Annotated in this window: 17 protein-coding genes, 1 pseudogene and 1 riboswitch; of the genes and pseudogenes, 9 read left to right on the top strand and 9 right to left on the bottom strand. The window is 52.7% G+C overall.

The window, feature by feature from the left end; all coding sequences use genetic code 11:
* Positions 1 to 56 precede the first annotated feature (56 nt).
* The gene (locus tag KAJ71_RS18620) at positions 57 to 338 is read left to right on the top strand and encodes a YebO family protein (RefSeq protein ID WP_248947057.1); all 282 of its coding nucleotides are present in this window, start codon (positions 57 to 59) and stop codon (positions 336 to 338) included.
* An 87-nt stretch (positions 339 to 425) separates the two neighbouring features.
* Here the strand turns inward: KAJ71_RS18620 and KAJ71_RS18615 are convergent.
* Positions 426 to 539, bottom strand: a pseudogene (locus KAJ71_RS18615) (glutathione transferase); the annotation flags it as partial.
* Between the two features lie 185 nt (positions 540 to 724).
* Here KAJ71_RS18615 and KAJ71_RS18610 point away from each other — a divergent pair.
* From KAJ71_RS18610 to KAJ71_RS18600, 3 genes are all read left to right on the top strand, one after another.
* Positions 725 to 1,027, top strand: coding sequence for a phage protein NinX family protein (locus KAJ71_RS18610; RefSeq protein WP_024486479.1), 303 nt, complete (start codon positions 725 to 727; stop codon positions 1,025 to 1,027).
* 90 nt (positions 1,028 to 1,117) lie between these two features.
* A complete protein-coding gene (locus tag KAJ71_RS18605) occupies positions 1,118 to 1,354 on the top strand; it encodes a DUF4060 family protein (protein ID WP_021181027.1) in 237 nt (78 codons plus the stop codon).
* A gap of 174 nt (positions 1,355 to 1,528) precedes the next feature.
* Entirely contained in the window at positions 1,529 to 2,899 is a 1,371-nt protein-coding gene (locus KAJ71_RS18600; RefSeq protein WP_024486480.1) for an amino acid permease, read from the top strand.
* Positions 2,900 to 2,935: 36 nt separating this feature from the next.
* On the opposite strand, the gene KAJ71_RS18595 is transcribed toward KAJ71_RS18600, so the two are convergent.
* Complete coding sequence (locus KAJ71_RS18595; RefSeq protein ID WP_248947056.1) at positions 2,936 to 3,220, bottom strand: hypothetical protein; 285 nt, start codon at positions 3,218 to 3,220, stop codon at positions 2,936 to 2,938.
* A gap of 213 nt (positions 3,221 to 3,433) precedes the next feature.
* Between KAJ71_RS18595 and KAJ71_RS18590 the strand changes: the two genes are divergently transcribed.
* From KAJ71_RS18590 to cspE, 3 genes are all read left to right on the top strand, one after another.
* The gene (locus KAJ71_RS18590) at positions 3,434 to 4,432 is read left to right on the top strand and encodes an MBL fold metallo-hydrolase (RefSeq protein ID WP_248947055.1); all 999 of its coding nucleotides are present in this window, start codon (positions 3,434 to 3,436) and stop codon (positions 4,430 to 4,432) included.
* Between the two features lie 749 nt (positions 4,433 to 5,181).
* Positions 5,182 to 5,298: a DUF2627 domain-containing protein gene (locus KAJ71_RS18585; RefSeq protein WP_002211058.1), complete on the top strand. Its 117-nt coding sequence runs from the start codon at positions 5,182 to 5,184 to the stop codon at positions 5,296 to 5,298.
* 41 nt (positions 5,299 to 5,339) lie between these two features.
* Complete coding sequence (cspE, locus tag KAJ71_RS18580; RefSeq protein ID WP_002221949.1) at positions 5,340 to 5,549, top strand: transcription antiterminator/RNA stability regulator CspE; 210 nt, start codon at positions 5,340 to 5,342, stop codon at positions 5,547 to 5,549.
* 65 nt (positions 5,550 to 5,614) lie between these two features.
* Here cspE and pgeF read toward each other — a convergent pair whose 3' ends face one another.
* A complete protein-coding gene (gene pgeF, locus KAJ71_RS18575; protein ID WP_248947054.1) occupies positions 5,615 to 6,328 on the bottom strand; it encodes a peptidoglycan editing factor PgeF in 714 nt (237 codons plus the stop codon).
* A gap of 143 nt (positions 6,329 to 6,471) precedes the next feature.
* On the opposite strand from pgeF, the gene rlmA reads away from it, so the two are divergent.
* Positions 6,472 to 7,287 carry a 23S rRNA (guanine(745)-N(1))-methyltransferase gene (gene rlmA, locus KAJ71_RS18570; protein ID WP_248947053.1) on the top strand — a complete coding sequence of 272 codons (816 nt, stop codon included), beginning with the start codon at positions 6,472 to 6,474 and terminating at the stop codon, positions 7,285 to 7,287.
* An 80-nt stretch (positions 7,288 to 7,367) separates the two neighbouring features.
* Here rlmA and mntP read toward each other — a convergent pair whose 3' ends face one another.
* The 5 genes from mntP to manX all read right to left on the bottom strand — a co-directional run bounded on the left by mntP (position 7,368) and on the right by manX (position 11,541).
* Positions 7,368 to 7,934 (bottom strand): manganese efflux pump MntP, encoded by a 567-nt coding sequence (gene mntP / locus KAJ71_RS18565; protein WP_248947052.1) that lies wholly within the window; start codon positions 7,932 to 7,934, stop codon positions 7,368 to 7,370.
* Positions 7,935 to 7,944: 10 nt separating this feature from the next.
* Positions 7,945 to 8,125, bottom strand: a riboswitch (yybP-ykoY riboswitch).
* Positions 8,126 to 8,342: 217 nt separating this feature from the next.
* Positions 8,343 to 8,801 (bottom strand): DUF986 family protein, encoded by a 459-nt coding sequence (locus tag KAJ71_RS18560; protein WP_248947051.1) that lies wholly within the window; start codon positions 8,799 to 8,801, stop codon positions 8,343 to 8,345.
* A gap of 54 nt (positions 8,802 to 8,855) precedes the next feature.
* Positions 8,856 to 9,698, bottom strand: coding sequence for a PTS mannose transporter subunit IID (locus tag KAJ71_RS18555; protein ID WP_248947050.1), 843 nt, complete (start codon positions 9,696 to 9,698; stop codon positions 8,856 to 8,858).
* A gap of 15 nt (positions 9,699 to 9,713) precedes the next feature.
* Positions 9,714 to 10,514, bottom strand: coding sequence for a PTS mannose/fructose/sorbose transporter subunit IIC (locus KAJ71_RS18550; protein ID WP_248947049.1), 801 nt, complete (start codon positions 10,512 to 10,514; stop codon positions 9,714 to 9,716).
* A gap of 55 nt (positions 10,515 to 10,569) precedes the next feature.
* Positions 10,570 to 11,541 carry a PTS mannose transporter subunit IIAB gene (manX, locus tag KAJ71_RS18545; protein ID WP_248947048.1) on the bottom strand — a complete coding sequence of 324 codons (972 nt, stop codon included), beginning with the start codon at positions 11,539 to 11,541 and terminating at the stop codon, positions 10,570 to 10,572.
* A gap of 586 nt (positions 11,542 to 12,127) precedes the next feature.
* Between manX and KAJ71_RS18540 the strand changes: the two genes are divergently transcribed.
* Complete coding sequence (locus KAJ71_RS18540; protein WP_248947047.1) at positions 12,128 to 13,675, top strand: TerC family protein; 1,548 nt, start codon at positions 12,128 to 12,130, stop codon at positions 13,673 to 13,675.
* Positions 13,676 to 13,779: 104 nt separating this feature from the next.
* Here the strand turns inward: KAJ71_RS18540 and KAJ71_RS18535 are convergent, their stop codons facing one another.
* A complete protein-coding gene (locus KAJ71_RS18535; RefSeq protein ID WP_248947046.1) occupies positions 13,780 to 15,363 on the bottom strand; it encodes an EAL domain-containing protein in 1,584 nt (527 codons plus the stop codon).
* Positions 15,364 to 15,441: the final 78 nt, after the last annotated feature.

Below are 15,441 nucleotides of genomic sequence, written 5' to 3'. Positions count from 1 at the left end.
GGTGAGAATGTTACTATATCGGCTTGGTTGAGGCAGTAGAGTAGATAGGGTTGTCCATGTTTGATTTAGCTTCTGGCCCGTCCGGCCTGATTTCCACCGCCGTTGTGGTGTTGGCTGTATTGCTTGGCCTGTGGGTCTGGTTCATCGTGAATCGCGCCAGCGTACGTGCCAACGAACAGATCCAGCTGTTGCAGGAAATCGCCGAGCAGCAGCGCCAGCAAACTGCACTGTTAAAAACGTTGGTGCAAACTGCCCGAGGGGACAAGGCATCGGTTGACGATTATGATGATGACCTTAGCCCGGCACTGAGTTATAAAGGGTTTATCCCAGAGCGTTAATCGCGCACCTCATTTGGTGAGAAGGTTAAGGACACGTCGGTTATCTCAGTTTCAGTTTTAACCGGATCGCCTTCTCACCATTCCGTTTCAGTAAAACACCATCCCCTGATAGGGTTTCTCCCGGCAGGCTGCCAACCGGCTTGCCAGATCGCCACAGTGAATTTCCAGTGCGTGACGGTCGGGATCAAGAAAGTAGCAAGATCAGGCTATCTAAAAACGAAAACTGCGTTCCACCTCACTTACCGCGAGCGTCAGGTGGTTAAGACCCAGCAACATAATCAATTCATCCGTTAGTAGAAATAATGTAAAAGGCCCGCAGGCTGTCATAAATCTGTCGTATTGGCATCGTAATGTAGCGCCAACTCTACGAAAGATGGATGTCAGCAATGATTAGATGGTACGAAGAAAGCGACGCCGAAGTAAACCGCAGCATTGCGTTAATCACCGGGGAAAATCCGGACAAATGGTACCCTTACGGCGGCGTGAAAGGGAAAGACTACTGCAAGAACCCCTCCGATGCCTGGCCGATTATCTGCGCCAACAAAATAAGTCTGAATGCCCCCGAACAAAGTGACCAGCCACAGTGGCAAGCCAGTATGATCACCCAGCAAGGAGAGTGGCAAGCCGGTAGTCACAGCCCGTTGCGTGCCGCAATGATCTGTTTTTTATTGAGTCAGCAAGCGCAATAAATCAAATATTAGTCGATAATGTAGATGACTCGTAATGATGAGACACCGCCTTATTCTGACAATGGACCTGTCGCTGACGGAGACTGTTTTATGAAACGCATTATCAAAGGTGATACCACTCTCTCTCATTTAGTGATTGCCCATGCGGCGATCGATTGTCATGCCAAAAGCTATGGGTTGCACCGACAAGGCTGGCCCTCAACCTACCTGATAAAGTATCAAAACGATCGCGTGGCGGTGGAGGTCATCACCCGCCGTCAATCCTATGTGGCGACGCTGATGATCGGCGCACGTAACCTCAGCAAACTGTGCGGTATGCCTAGCTAACAGGCGTAGCAAACCTCCTGCAACCCTCTGGCCCGGTTAATGATAATCGGGCACCGGGTTGTGTCCTAATCCTTGATGCCTGAAAGGTTAAGTGTTAAAACGCCCGCAGGTTTATTTATTGGTTGGCGATATCTTGCGCAATGCAGCGTGGATACTCAGCCGGACGAGGATAAGATGGGCGGTCAGCTTCAGGATACCCCGCTAAAACGCGGTTTAAAAAATAGACATATACAACTTATTGCCCTGGGAGGTGCCATCGGTACCGGCCTATTCCTGGGTATTGCACAAACCATTCAGATGGCCGGGCCTTCCGTGCTGCTGGGCTATGCCATTGGCGGTTTTATTGCCTTTTTGATCATGCGCCAGCTGGGGGAGATGGTGGTGGAAGAACCGGTGGCCGGTTCATTCAGCCATTTTGCCTATAAGTATTGGGGGGACTTTGCCGGTTTCCTGTCCGGTTGGAACTACTGGGCGATGTTTATTTTGGTCGGTATGGCGGAACTGACCGCCGTAGGGATTTATATTCAATACTGGTGGCCGGAAATCCCAACCTGGGCATCGGCAGCGGTATTCTTCGTGGTGATTAACCTGGTCAATCTGGTGAACGTACGCCTGTATGGGGAAACCGAGTTCTGGTTTGCCATCATCAAGGTGGCGGCGATCCTGGGGATGATCGTATTTGGTGCCTACCTGTTGGCCAGCGGCAACGGTGGCCCGGAAGCCAGCATTAGCAACCTGTGGGATCAGGGCGGCTTTATGCCACACGGCATCAGTGGCCTGGTGATGGCGATGGCGGTGATCATGTTCTCGTTCGGTGGGCTGGAAATGGTGGGCATCACCGCAGCAGAAGCCGCCGATCCACGCCGTAGCATTCCTAAAGCCACCAATCAGGTGGTGTATCGCATCCTGATTTTCTATATCGGCTCGTTGACGGTGCTGCTGTCGCTTTATCCGTGGGGCAAGGTTGTGGAAGGGGGCAGTCCGTTTGTGATGATCTTCCATGCGCTTAACAGCAACCTGGTGGCGACCATGCTCAACGTGGTGGTACTGACGGCGGCGCTGTCGGTCTACAACAGCGGCGTGTATTGCAATAGCCGGATGCTGTTTGGCCTGGCGACACAAGGCAATGCACCCAAGGCGCTGACCAAGGTCAACAAACGTGGCGTACCGGTGCTGTCTATCGCGTTATCGGCGCTGGCCACCTCGGTAGGCGTATTGATTAACTACGTCATGCCCGGCGAGGCGTTTGGCTTGCTGATGGCGCTGGTGGTCTCAACGTTGGTGATTAACTGGGTGATGATTTGCCTGGCGCACCTGAAATTCCGCGCGGCCAAGGATCGCCAAGGGGTGATCACCAGCTTTAGGTCGCTATGGTATCCGTTTGGCAACTATCTGTGCCTGGTGTTCCTGTCGTTGATCCTGGTGATCATGTACTTCAGCCCAGGGATCCGCATCTCCGTACTGTTGATGCCGGTTTGGGTACTGTTGTTGTGGGTTGGATTTTTGCTGACCCGGCGTAAAAAGGCGGGTGGTAACAAGAGGTAGTTTTCACGTAGGAGGCGCCGCAACGCCTCCAAACGGTTAACGGGCGACGGCGTTGCCCTGATGGTGGCGCCCCAGCCGCAGCAGCTTTCTGCACAGCAGGAACAGGGTGCTGATAACATCAATCACCACCACGCTAAGCATCAGCAGGCCCAGCATAAAAAAGCCTGCCAGGGTGCTTGCCAGTAACAGCAACGGTGACGGTATGCGTAGCCGGCGCAGCTTCATTGCCAGATACATTTTCCAGTATTGCCCTTGCGTAGTCAGCGCTCGGCGATAGCGGCCCATACGAACGCGTGACTTGCCTGATGCAGTCCGGCTCATAACTCCTCCTTTTTCAGAATGTCCTAGTAAGTAAATCACAAGGTTCTTAAGAAAGGCTTAACAGGTTCTTGGCGACCTTGGCCTTCTTACTCTGGCTATGACAACAATATCCACAAAAAGGTCAGTTGTTTGTCATTGCGATACTATAAGCTATTGGGTAGGCAATCTTGTAACGATTGCGGCACCACTATGGTACTACAGGGAGAGAATGGGTTGAAAATAACCAACAAATATTACGATGCCAGCAAAGCGCATCATACGCCACAGGGATTCTGCAACCCGGAGCCGTCGCTACACCAGGCCGGGGATCTGAAGCGCTGGCAAGACGAACGCAAGAAGCTCGGTCTACCCAAACCTCCTCAGGCAGGCTACGAGCAGTTTATCGCCAACTGGTGGCAAGCCGCCGATCTGAGCGGCGAACAGAACCGCGTATGGTGGTTGGGCCATGCTTCTCTGCTGTTGCGCCTGGGGGGCCGCTATGTGCTGATCGATCCGGTTCTGTCGCCAAGGGCATCACCTGTGAGTTTCTACGGCCCACATCGCAAGACACCGCCTCCGCTAACGGTAAAGCAACTGCCAGCGGTAGATGTGGTGCTGATTTCCCATAATCACTACGACCATCTGGATCGTCAAACCATCAGGGAGCTGACCAAACGCTTTCGCAATGCCACTTTTGTTGTGCCGTTGGGCCTCAAACGCTGGTTCAGCCATTACCCGGCCAAACGGGTGGTCGAACTGGATTGGTGGGAGAGTCTGACGCTGGACGAGATGACGTTCTACGCCACGCCAGCGCGGCACTGGAGTATGCGTACGCCGTGGGATCGCAACCGTTCTCTGTGGTGTGGCTGGGTGATCCATCACCCCGCGCTACGCTTTTATTTCTCTGGTGACAGCGGTTACAGCGAACGGTTGGTTGATATCGGCACCCGCCTGGGGCCGTTCGATATTGCGGCTCTACCCATTGGTGCTTATGCCCCAAGATGGTTCATGCAAGAGCAGCATATGGACCCGCAGCAGTCGGTGAGGCTGTATCAGCAATTGAATGAACCCAGAGTGATCCCTATCCATTGGGGCGTCTTTGAATTGGCCGATGAGTCGTTGGATGAACCGCCTGAGCAACTCAGCCTGGCACTGAGCGAAGCTGGGGTTGAGCATCATCGTTTTTATCCGCTGAAGATTGGTGAACATATTGAGGTTAACTCTAACTCCTAATGAGTGTCAGAGGGTAACAGCGTGTCCTGCATCGGGTGGGGCTTGGCGCGGTGCGGCTTTGCGGGGTTCGCGGCGGGTAATGGATAAAACAGCCATGCCAAGATTAGTGAAAAAAATGCATTGGCGATTTTGTTAATCTATGGCGGAAATAGCCACCGGCTTGTCGGGTGATATTTTTAATATTTGTTTTTATCCTTACTAACTTAGCTACGGATATAAACTCGCAGGGCGGGGCAGCTATTTCGTCTACCTGCACATTCTTGGTGGCCAAATTTGGTTCGCTGCATGATTATGCACTGGCCTGCGTGAGCGTTTTGGCCTGTATGGACGGCTCTGTTGTTGCGGCCAAAAGCAGAACTGTCCTGCTATGACAGGCTTTGCTATCCAAAGGTCGGATCAGTTGGCCGTTTGTCCCCCGGTCATCGATATTCAATAGTTGCATATAAAATTCCATAAAGATTCAAAATTTTTTACGTTCTTTGGCCTGTTTGGGGCTTATATGTGGTCAAAACCGCTCGCTGTTGAGTTGAAAGAATTGTTAAAACTGAGGCGCCACGCGGAGTACAGCGCGACTTCTTTACAAAGCAGAAAATAGCCAAGGCTTCAACCTCTTTCGCCCTATTTAAGCTAATCTTGCTGCTGACCGTTTCAAATATGTGCGACACGTCCATGAGTGATTAAAAATGGCTTGCCATCGATTCCAGAGTATGTGATAACGCACTTGGGTAAAACGAGGTACAGTTCTGTATATGTGTGGCATTTTCAGTAAAGAAGTTCTGAGTAAAGACGTTAGCGTTGAATACCGCTTCTCTGCCGATCCTTATCTTAGTGCCTCAAGCAGTAACGACTCTAGTTTGTCTATGTAACGCCTACGGGCGGTTTAAACAATCCAAAGGAAATACTCAAGATGGCAAAGATCAAAGGTCAAGTTAAGTGGTTCAACGAGTCTAAAGGTTTCGGTTTCATCACCCCGGCTGACGGCAGCAAAGATGTGTTCGTACACTTCTCTGCAATCCAGGGTAACGGCTTCAAAACCCTGGCTGAAGGCCAGAACGTTGAGTTCGAAATCCAAGATGGCCAGAAAGGCCCATCTGCAGTAAACGTTACTGCAATCTAATCAGCGTCAGCTGAACAAAAAACCCGCCTTAGTGCGGGTTTTTTCGTATCCGGCGTCGGTGAATTTCAACCGGTGATGATGATGCCGGAATACTGATTGCGGCCTTTAATCCCTGGATGGCTGGGATCTTGTGCGCGGCGATGGCTGTTGCGGCGATAGCTGGTGTATTTAAAGCGCTGGGGCTGCCGTGGGTCGCTGTTGAGCGTACAGATGGTGCAGGAGCCTGCATGATCGACCGCGGAGAATCCCAAGGCATTGAGCTTGTTTACGGCGATGGCGGCCAGATCCAGATGGCGGTAGGTCGGGCTGATCAACTCTGCTGGCAAGGGTAGCGCCTGTTGAAACTGTTCGACCAGCTCCTGATTAACCTGATAGCAGCAAGCGCCCGCAGCGGGGCCGATGGAAGCCACCCAGTTGGCAGTATCGTCTTCCAGGCTGATGCGTTTGGCCATCTGCTCCAGAATGCCATCCAGCAGGCCGCGCCAGCCCGCATGTACCGCAGCAATGGCGCTGCCGTCTTTACGGCTGAAAATTACCGGCAGGCAGTCTGCGGTTAATACGCTGATCAGGATCCCCGGCTTGCGGGTAAAAAAGCCGTCGGCTTCGCCACATTGCTGGCTTGGCTGATGGATATCGATGATGCGCGTGCCGTGTACCTGCTTCTTCTCAGGCAGCGTACTGAGATAAGGTTGTAACGACGTTGGCAGCAGGGCATCTTTATTGCCAAAGCCATGAGCGATACCAGGAACGCCGCTGAGGAGCGGGGAATAGTCGGTCATAAAGTGCTTTACCTGTGGCTGAAAATAGTTACCAGTGTAGTCAGCTTTTGAATCACTTGGCTAGTGGCCGATGGGCATCCGCCTTGCATCGCACTGAAGCCTTCTTTAGACTACCCGCGCCATATCTCTCTGGGATCTCATCCATGTTTTATCAGTGCCCCCTATGTTTCCAACCGCTTGATTTCGCAAACCAACAGTGGCGTTGTGAAAATAACCATCAATTCGACCGTGCCAAAGAAGGGTACGTCAATTTAATGCCGGTGCAACACAAGCGATCGAAACAGCCGGGTGACAGTGCCGAGATGATGCAGGCCCGCCGCGCATTTCTTGACGGCGGCTACTATCAGCCGTTGCAACAACGGGTGGCCGAGCTGTTAGCCAGTACCTTGCCTACTGAGCCGCAGTCACTGCTGGACATTGGCTGTGGTGAAGGCTATTACACGGCAGCCGTGGCGGCGCGTTTGTCTCAGGAGCGGGCCGTCGCGGTGTATGGCCTGGATGTCGCCAAGGTGGCTATCCGTTCGGCAGCCAAACGCTATCCGACAGTTTCTTTCTGCGTGGCCTCCAGCCATCGCTTACCGTTTGCCGACGCGTCGCTCGATGCGGTGTTACGTATCTATGCACCCTGTAAAGCAGAGGAATTAGCGCGGGTCGTCAAGCCGGGTGGGGTGGTTGTGACGGTGTCACCGGGGCCGCGTCATCTTTATCAGCTAAAACAGCAGGTTTATCAGGAGGTTCAATTGCATGCGGAGCATGATGAGCAGCTTGAGGGCTTTAGCGGTGAATTGGCCGAGCCATTGGCTTATCCGATGACGCTGCCGGGAGCACAGGCTGCCAATCTGTTGCAGATGACGCCGTTTGCCTGGCGCGCCTCGCCGGAAGTGCAGCAAGGTTTGCTCGACATGGTCACCTTTGCCTGCGAGACGGATTTTGCCATCCGTTTGTACCGCCGGGGCTGAGTGGCATCAATGTTAACCGGTTTCCCCTCACCCCAACCCTTTGGGAGAGGGTGAGGGAGTGTTGTTCGTCGCCGGAGGGATTAAGCCAGGTAGCCCAAGTGCTCCAGCAGGATATTAAAGCCAATCCCGATCAGCACCACACCGCCAAGAATTTCTGCGCGTTTGCCCAGTAGCGGGCCGATATACCGGCCAACCATCATCCCCAGCGTAGCCATGATCATGGTTGCCATCCCGATCGCCATTGCGGTATGCAGGATATTAACCTGCAGGAACGCCAGACCCACGCCGATTGCCATCGCATCCAAACTGGTGGCAATGGCCGTCGCAACCAGCACCCAGAAGCCATGACGATTGACCTTCTCTTCTTCCGGTTTGTTTTTTGCCCCTTCAACGATCATGCGCACGCCAAGAATAAACAACAGGCTAAAGGCGACCCAGTGGTCCCATTCCATGATGTATTGGCTGGCAAACAGCCCGATGCCCCAGCCGATAAGCGGGGTAATGGCTTCAATGATGCCAAAGATCAGACCGGTACGGATGGCTTCGCGAAAACGGGGTTGATGCAGAGTGGCACCTTTGCCAATCGACGCGGCAAATGCGTCCATAGACATGCCAAAAGCCAGGATAAGAGTTGCGGAAAGGTTCATTGAAATAGTCTCGGCCGGGTGGCTCCATATACACGCAACCCACCCCCAACCTTACGACGGAGTTACGTGCCTATGGTCTCGCCAACCTACCTGGCTGCCCGCACCACGTTTCGCTGACGAAACGAGTATGTTGATACGGGCGTTTCTGGTTATGACTACCCAGAAACCGGCTACTCCCCAATGACGGCGCAACCATACCATAATATTTTTGCTGCGGACAACGTTTAATTTCACCGGGGTATTGGGTGAAATTGAGACTTATTTTCATTAACGCGTTTATTGAGGGTAATAATGGCGATAGTTGCATCAATGGTGTGGAAATAATAAGCAAAAAAAATCCCAGCCATGCTGTTCAATTACTCAGAATAATCACTATCAATTAATCAGGATGGAGCGAGTTTCTTTAACTTATTTATTTTCAAGGAAAAAATGATAGATTTTCTCCAGGTCGTCTAAGTGCGTGACCTGGATCAATAACCGGCGCTGTTCTAAATCGATAACTAGAATACCGTCTTCGGATAAATTCATGGCTTTTATACGGCGATAGTCGATAAACGCATTTGCATAGAAGAAACCGGTGTTTTTAAACAACATCTTGGGCCCGCGGATATAGGAGATATATACCGCAATCAAGGCCAGGGAAATTAACAGATAGGTGGTTATCGGCGCTCCCTGTTCGACCAGGTTGCGGTAGAGCAGGATAGCGATCAGACCGACGAAGATCAGACAGTCCAGACGGTTACCCCGCTTGAGCTGCACCTTTAACAGCGTTTTGCCTTTCAGCAGGTTCATGCCGAACTCGTCATACAGCGCATACGCCAGCATCAGCAGAATAAAAATCAGTATTACGCCATCGGTCAGCGACATCTCACCACTCCATAAATAAAAAAACCGGGGGTTGCCCCCCGGCTAAAATTGCTATTACAGACCTAACAGACCAATCCAGTAACCGAAGATACCAATCACGAAGAAGCCGATGATAATCCACAGCGCGTTGACCTTCTTGCGCAGCAGCCACATACAACCGAAGGTCAGCAGTAGTGGCACCAAGCCAGGCATCAACTGGTCTAGGATGGTTTGTACCGTGGTTACGTGGGTTTGCCCGGTCTGGTCGGTAATTTTCGACACCACCAGCGGGATATTGACGTGCGTCCACTTGTTAACCAAGGCCCCCATGACAAACAGGCCGAGGATGGACGCCCCTTCCGTCAGTTTTTGCAGGAAACCACCGCCCATATCGCTAACGATATCGACCCCTTTGCGATAGCCATAGGCGACACCGTAGTAACGAACCAACAGGCGCACCAGGTTAAACAGCACGAAGAACAACAGTGGGCCGAGCAGGCTGCCACTCATGGCAATACCGGCACCCAATGCGGCAAATACCGGACGAACGGTACCCCAGAATATCGGATCACCCACGCCAGCCAGTGGGCCCATCAGACCTACTTTGATGCCGTTGATGGCCGCGTCGTCGATCGGTGCGCCGTTGGCACGCTGTTCTTCCATCGCCATGGTTACGCCAAGTATTGGCGCTGCGACGAACGGTTGCGTATTGAAGAACTCAAGATGGCGTTTAATTGCCTGCTTGCGTTCGTCGTTATTGTCCGGGTACAGGCGACGGATCACCGGTACCATCGAGAAGCAAAAACCTAGCGCCTGCATACGTTCGAAGTTCCATGAACCCTGGAACAGGTTGGAGCGTACGAATACGCCTCGAATATCGGCAGGTGTCAGTTTCTTTTGAGTCGTTGTATCAACCATTTCTTTCACCTATTCCTAGTCCAATTCGTTATCGAGGTCGTTGGCACCGGCAGGGTTGGCCTGAACCACCTGAGACTTGTTGTATTTAGGGCTGAGCTGGATGTAGAGCACCGCCATCACCACGCCGATCACGCCGAGTGCGACCAGGTTAAAGTTGGTGAAGGCTGCGGTAACGAAACCTAGGTAGAAGAATGGCATCAGATAACCGGCACGCATCATGTTGATGACCATCGCGTAACCGACTACCACGATCATGCCACCGGCGATGTTCAGACCGCCTGTGACCACTTCCGGAATTGAGTTAAGCAGGGCGTGGACGCCAGCTGTCCCGACAGAGACCGCAACGATCACCGCAGGAATAGCGACACGCATTGCCTGCACCAGCAGGGCCGCGATGTGGATCACGGTAATACCGCTCAGGTTGCCCCGCTCTGCCGCTTTGTCCGCCGCATGCTGGAAGGCCACGGTGATGGTACGCACGATAATGGTCAGTACCTGGCCTGCCGCTGCGAGTGGAATAGCCAGGGCAATACCGGCACCGATGTTTTGCCCACCGGCGATAACCAGAATGGTGGAAATAATCGACGCTAACGCCGCATCGGGTGCAACCGCAGCCCCGATGTTCATCCAACCCAGTGCGATCATCTCCAGTGTACCGCCGATGATGATACCGGTTTTGATGTCACCGAGAACGAAGCCAATCAGCGTACAGGCTACTAACGGGCGGTGGAATTGAAACTCATCCAGGACGGAACCCATCCCGGCGATACAGGCAACGATAAATATCAGTACAATCTGAAGAGTGGTGATCTCCATTGCACTTCTCCTATATGACCAAACAGCGCTGAGTAAAAAATTAACGACGAAGCCGTTAATTGAGTTTGTTAATCAGGTCCATCATTTTTAGCTGACTGTCGGAAGAGACCTTACGGACTTCAAGTTCGATCCCGCGTTCGTTTAACTTCTTAAACGCTTCGATGTCTTTCTCATCGACGGACACCGCGTTATTCACCTGGGTTTTGCCCTGGCGGAACGCCATACCACCGATATTCACCGATTTGATATCCACACCTTCTTCCACCAGACGCCAAACGTCAGTTGGGTTGGTGAACAGTAACATCACGCGATCGCCTGCGTATTTAGGGTTGTTCCAGACGCGGATCGCTTTTGCCACGTCAACAACGTGAGCGGTAACGCCTGGAGGGGCAACTTGAGTCAACAAGGTTTTACGGACGTGATCGGCCGCCACTTCATCACTGACTACGATGATGCGGCTGACGTTGGTCTCCTTGGTCCAGCGGGTGGCAACCTGGCCGTGGATCAGACGATCGTCGATACGCGCCAGGCAGATTTTCATATGGTCATTGGGGCCGAGAGGCGCTTGTGGCGCAGCGACTTTGGCGGTGGATACACTCTGTGGAGCGTCGGGCTTAACACTTTCTTCGACCGGTTTTTTCAGCGCTTTCACGCCTTCACGGCCGGTTTCCAACGCCAGCGCGACCAGTTCGTCAAAGCTTGGGTTGTCATCACGGGCCATGAACGTTTCCACCAGCATAGGAATGTTAACCCCGGTGATGACCTCATAGTGTAGTTTGTCTAGTGCAATACGGCTGGCCGCGTTAAATGGGCTGCCGCCCCAGGTATCTACCAGAAACAGGACGCCATCGCTGGTATCGAGTTCACTGATTTTCCCATTGTATTTCTCAATTAACGTTTCAGCATTTTCACCGGGAACGAAATCTATGTAGGCGACGTTGGCTTGCTCACCCAATAGCATCTCTGCTGTTTTCAGCAGTTGTTCTGCTGCAGTCCCGTGTGTGCCGATGATAATAGCTATTGCCACTCGCTACCTCCTCGTTGAAATTAAGGCACGGATTGTGTCTTGACTCATCACCATCCTGGCAGTCACTTCCGCGGTTCAGATACGTTGGTTTAAATACATTATGGTAGAAAAAAAGAAACTCACACTTAACATTTATCACGCAGTTTCAAAAACCTGTGGCCGTTAATTCCTGTTAACGCCATTTATTTTAATGTGTGAAAAAATAAATTTTGTGACATTGCTCAGCTATTAGTGGTTCGATAAAACCGAATAGTTAGTGTGCGGAATTAAACAGCAAAGCTGTTACAAATTGAGGCATAAACTGAACAAAGCCACTTTTCTGGCGAAAAATTTCCTGTTAGAGTGCATTCCTCTTTCATAACCAAGGAGTGAAGGGCCTCAGCCCTCCCTATGGACTGTCACCGAAGTTACTGTTTTACAAGGTTTCATCCGCCACCCGTTGGCGCAACAACGTTCGCTCGGCCTTATGGCTGCCTCCTGCTTGTGCTATCCCGTTTTCTCTCTGTCATCGCCAACGCCACGTCTGCGTTTGTCTCCCTATGTCTGAGCGCAGCTCTGCCAACCTGTCTTTCTTCTGGAGTCTGATATGGAAATATTAATGGACCCCTCGATTTGGGCCGGGTTATTGACCTTGGTGGTCTTGGAAATCGTGCTGGGTATCGACAACCTGGTATTTATCGCCATTCTGGCCGACAAACTTCCGCCCAAGCAGCGTGATAAAGCGCGCATTATCGGTCTTTCATTAGCTTTGGTGATGCGTCTTGGGTTGCTGTCGGTGATTTCGTGGATGGTGACACTGACCAAACCGCTGTTCAGCGTGGGGGAGTTCGCTTTCTCTGGCCGCGATTTGATCCTGCTGTTTGGTGGGGTATTCCTGTTGTTCAAAGCCACTATGGAGTTGCATGAACGGCTGGAGGGCAGTACCCACCAGGAAGGCGCCAACCGTGGCTACGCCAAATTCTGGGCGGTGGTGGTGCAGATTGTCATCCTTGATGCGGTGTTCTCGCTCGACGCGGTGATCACGGCGGTGGGGATGGTCAACGATCTACCGGTCATGATGGCAGCGGTAGTGATTGCGATGGCGGTGATGTTGCTGGCCTCGAAACCTTTGACCAACTTCGTGAACGCCCATCCGACCATCGTGGTGCTCTGTTTGAGCTTCCTGCTGATGATCGGCCTGAGCCTGATTGCCGAAGGCCTTGGCGTGCACATTCCAAAAGGCTATCTGTATGCGGCGATTGGCTTCTCGATCCTGATCGAGATGTTTAACCAGATTGCACGGCGCAACTTCATCAAGCACGAGTCTCGTCGCCCGATGCGTGAGCGCACGGCTGAAGCGATCATGCGCCTGATGGGGCAACAGCGTACCCAGCAGCAGATGGATGAAAACAACCTGCGTGAGGTGAAGGAAACCTTTGCGCAGGAGGAACGCTATATGATCAGCGGCGTGCTGACGTTGGCTTCTCGTACCTTGCGCAGTGTAATGACGCCGCGCACCGAGATTTCGTGGGTAGATTGCGAACGCTCCCGCGACGAAGTGCGTGAACAGCTGCTGGATACCCCGCATAGCCTGTTCCCGGTTTGTCGCTATGAGCTGGACGAGTTTATCGGCGTGGTGCGTGCCAAGGATCTGTTAGTCGCGCTGGATCAGGGCGTGGATATCGCCGAGTTTGCCGCGCGTACACCACCGATCGTCGTGCCGGAAACCATGGACGTGATCAAGCTGCTGGCGGTATTGCGTCGGGCCAAGGGCCGCCTGGTGATGGTGACCAATGAGTTTGGCGTGGTGCAGGGGCTGGTCACGCCGTTAGACGTGCTGGAAGCGATTGCCGGTGAGTTCCCGGACGAAGATGAAACGCCGGATATTATCGAGGATGGCGACCACTGGCTGGTGAAAGGCGGGGCGGATCTCCACTCGTTGGAGCAGGCGTTGGATTGCGACGATCTGGTTAGCCCCACCGAGGATTATGCCTCTCTGGCAGGCTTCCTGCTTTCTCACTCCGGCCAGATGCCAACGGTGGGAGATGTGGTCGAACTCCATGACCTACGCTTTGAAATCCTTGAGATCTCGGATTATCGCATTGAGCTGGTCAGTATCACCAAGGTGAAATCGCTGCACGAACAAAACGAGTAAGTGGTCTTCCCCTCCCACAGGGAGCTGTCTCTTGATCAGGAGATCTGATCAAGAGACAGCCCTATGGGAGAGGGTTAGGGGGGACGGTGATTAGAGCCATTCTCTCAGTTTTTTTTCTGTTGATGCAGCACACGTTGGCGGGTTTCATACTGTTGCAGCCACAGTGGGAATACGTTGATGGGCATCGGCTTGGCAAAATAATATCCCTGTAAGGCATTGACACCCTGCGAGCGTAGATACTCTGCCTGCTCCTCTGTTTCAACCCCCTCGGCCACCAGTTTTAATTTCAGGCGCTGCGCCAACGTAATGATGGTGTCGGTCACCGTGGCATTGACCGCATCGGTGCCAATGGCGGCGGTAAAGCCATGATCGATCTTCAATACGTCCGGGCTGAGCTTTTTCAGGTAACTGAGTGAGCTGTGGCCGGTGCCAAAGTCGTCTATCGCCAGCATGATGCCCATCTCTTTGAGCGTTTTAATCTGTTCATACTGAATTTCTGACAGGGCGGTACGCTCGGTAAGCTCCAGCATCAGTGACGGCATCGGATGGGCGGGCAGCCAGATCCTGCGGATGTCATCAATAATGCTGACGGTATTGAAATGCTCTGCTGCGACGTTGATGCTGATATAGAAAGAGGGGCGAGGGGGGAACAGGTTGAGGTTTTCTACCACCGTGGTCATCAGATAACGCGTGAGGGGAATGATCAGGGCGTGCTGTTCGGCCAGTGGGATGAACACGTCTGGCGAAATCCAGCCTTGTCGCTTATTCCTCCAGCGCATCAAGGTTTCAACGCCGACACAGCGCCCATTATCGCTGTCGATAATGGGCTGGCAGTAGACGCGGAATTCGCGATGCGCAATGGCGTGGCCAATATGGTAAGACAGGCTCATGCGGTTGGCGGTGATCAGATAGACCACGTAGGCCGCCAGCAGGCTCAGCATCAGTGCCAGAGGAATATGGCGGGGTAACGCGGCCAGCGCCAAAGTGCGGGCGTTGGGGCCAAACAGTGAGATGGAAAAAGGATACTTGGCGGATTTGGCGGTGTATTGAAGGTCTTCGGCTTTGGCATCGTTCAGGGTAATTTCCTGTTGACCATATTCAAGTCTGTAGGCACCCACGTTCAGCGCTACCCGGTGAGCATAAGGCTCTTGTGGTTCCAGCAGGAAATTTGACAACAGATCGATATTGAAAACGTGCAGCACTCCGCTGCTACTTTGATCGGGCAACGGAGTCCACAGCACCAGCGTCGGCGTTCCTTTTGCGACCAAGATGGCAGGGCGCAGAGCCAACTGCATGCCGCTTTTGGTCATGGTCGGGAAAATGGCGGTAAATACATAGCGGCGCTGGCCAAACAGGCTGGAGCAATAAATCGTGCCGTCCTTGACCAGCAGCAACGAGCGCAGCGCCTGATTCTGTGCGGCACGAAAGCGTAACGTCGGTATCACCGAATCACAGGGTTGCCCAACCAGCGACATGGTGCGGATCGCCTGTTGCTCTGCGGGCAGCAGTAAGGTATTGAGTTTGGTGGTCACCCGGCTGGCCAGGATTCGTTGGTTCTGCTCGGTATTGCGGACTTCCTGATAGTAGCGGGTGTATAGCGAAATCAATAAAATAGCCAACCCAACCGCGCCGGCGAGGAGCCAACGGTAATAGCGGTATTTCGATGCGGCAAGTTGGGTCATCAACATCTGGTAAGTCCTTGTTCAGTCTAGCGGCCTGATGTCATTTCCAGGCGAAAATTCTGTAATACAATGCTTGGCTAATTC

Source organism: Serratia silvae (assembly GCF_023282985.1).
GTDB lineage: Bacteria > Pseudomonadota > Gammaproteobacteria > Enterobacterales > Enterobacteriaceae > Chania > Chania silvae.
This window is presented reverse-complemented; position numbering and strand designations above follow the sequence as displayed.

What these genes read in the sequence shown, in the direction of transcription:
- KAJ71_RS18620 (WP_248947057.1), top strand. Translation starts at nt 57, where the DNA reads ATGTTTGATTTAGCTTCTGGCCCGTCCGGCCTGATTTCCACCGCCGTT.
- KAJ71_RS18610 (WP_024486479.1), top strand. Translation starts at nt 725, where the DNA reads ATGATTAGATGGTACGAAGAAAGCGACGCCGAAGTAAACCGCAGCATT.
- KAJ71_RS18605 (WP_021181027.1), top strand. Translation starts at nt 1,118, where the DNA reads ATGAAACGCATTATCAAAGGTGATACCACTCTCTCTCATTTAGTGATT.
- KAJ71_RS18600 (WP_024486480.1), top strand. Translation starts at nt 1,529, where the DNA reads ATGGGCGGTCAGCTTCAGGATACCCCGCTAAAACGCGGTTTAAAAAAT.
- KAJ71_RS18595 (WP_248947056.1), bottom strand. Translation starts at nt 3,220, where the DNA reads ATGAGCCGGACTGCATCAGGCAAGTCACGCGTTCGTATGGGCCGCTAT.
- KAJ71_RS18585 (WP_002211058.1), top strand. Translation starts at nt 5,182, where the DNA reads ATGTGTGGCATTTTCAGTAAAGAAGTTCTGAGTAAAGACGTTAGCGTT.
- cspE (WP_002221949.1), top strand. Translation starts at nt 5,340, where the DNA reads ATGGCAAAGATCAAAGGTCAAGTTAAGTGGTTCAACGAGTCTAAAGGT.
- pgeF (WP_248947054.1), bottom strand. Translation starts at nt 6,328, where the DNA reads ATGACCGACTATTCCCCGCTCCTCAGCGGCGTTCCTGGTATCGCTCAT.
- rlmA (WP_248947053.1), top strand. Translation starts at nt 6,472, where the DNA reads ATGTTTTATCAGTGCCCCCTATGTTTCCAACCGCTTGATTTCGCAAAC.
- mntP (WP_248947052.1), bottom strand. Translation starts at nt 7,934, where the DNA reads ATGAACCTTTCCGCAACTCTTATCCTGGCTTTTGGCATGTCTATGGAC.
- KAJ71_RS18560 (WP_248947051.1), bottom strand. Translation starts at nt 8,801, where the DNA reads ATGTCGCTGACCGATGGCGTAATACTGATTTTTATTCTGCTGATGCTG.
- KAJ71_RS18555 (WP_248947050.1), bottom strand. Translation starts at nt 9,698, where the DNA reads ATGGTTGATACAACGACTCAAAAGAAACTGACACCTGCCGATATTCGA.
- KAJ71_RS18550 (WP_248947049.1), bottom strand. Translation starts at nt 10,514, where the DNA reads ATGGAGATCACCACTCTTCAGATTGTACTGATATTTATCGTTGCCTGT.
- KAJ71_RS18540 (WP_248947047.1), top strand. Translation starts at nt 12,128, where the DNA reads ATGGAAATATTAATGGACCCCTCGATTTGGGCCGGGTTATTGACCTTG.
- KAJ71_RS18535 (WP_248947046.1), bottom strand. Translation starts at nt 15,363, where the DNA reads ATGTTGATGACCCAACTTGCCGCATCGAAATACCGCTATTACCGTTGG.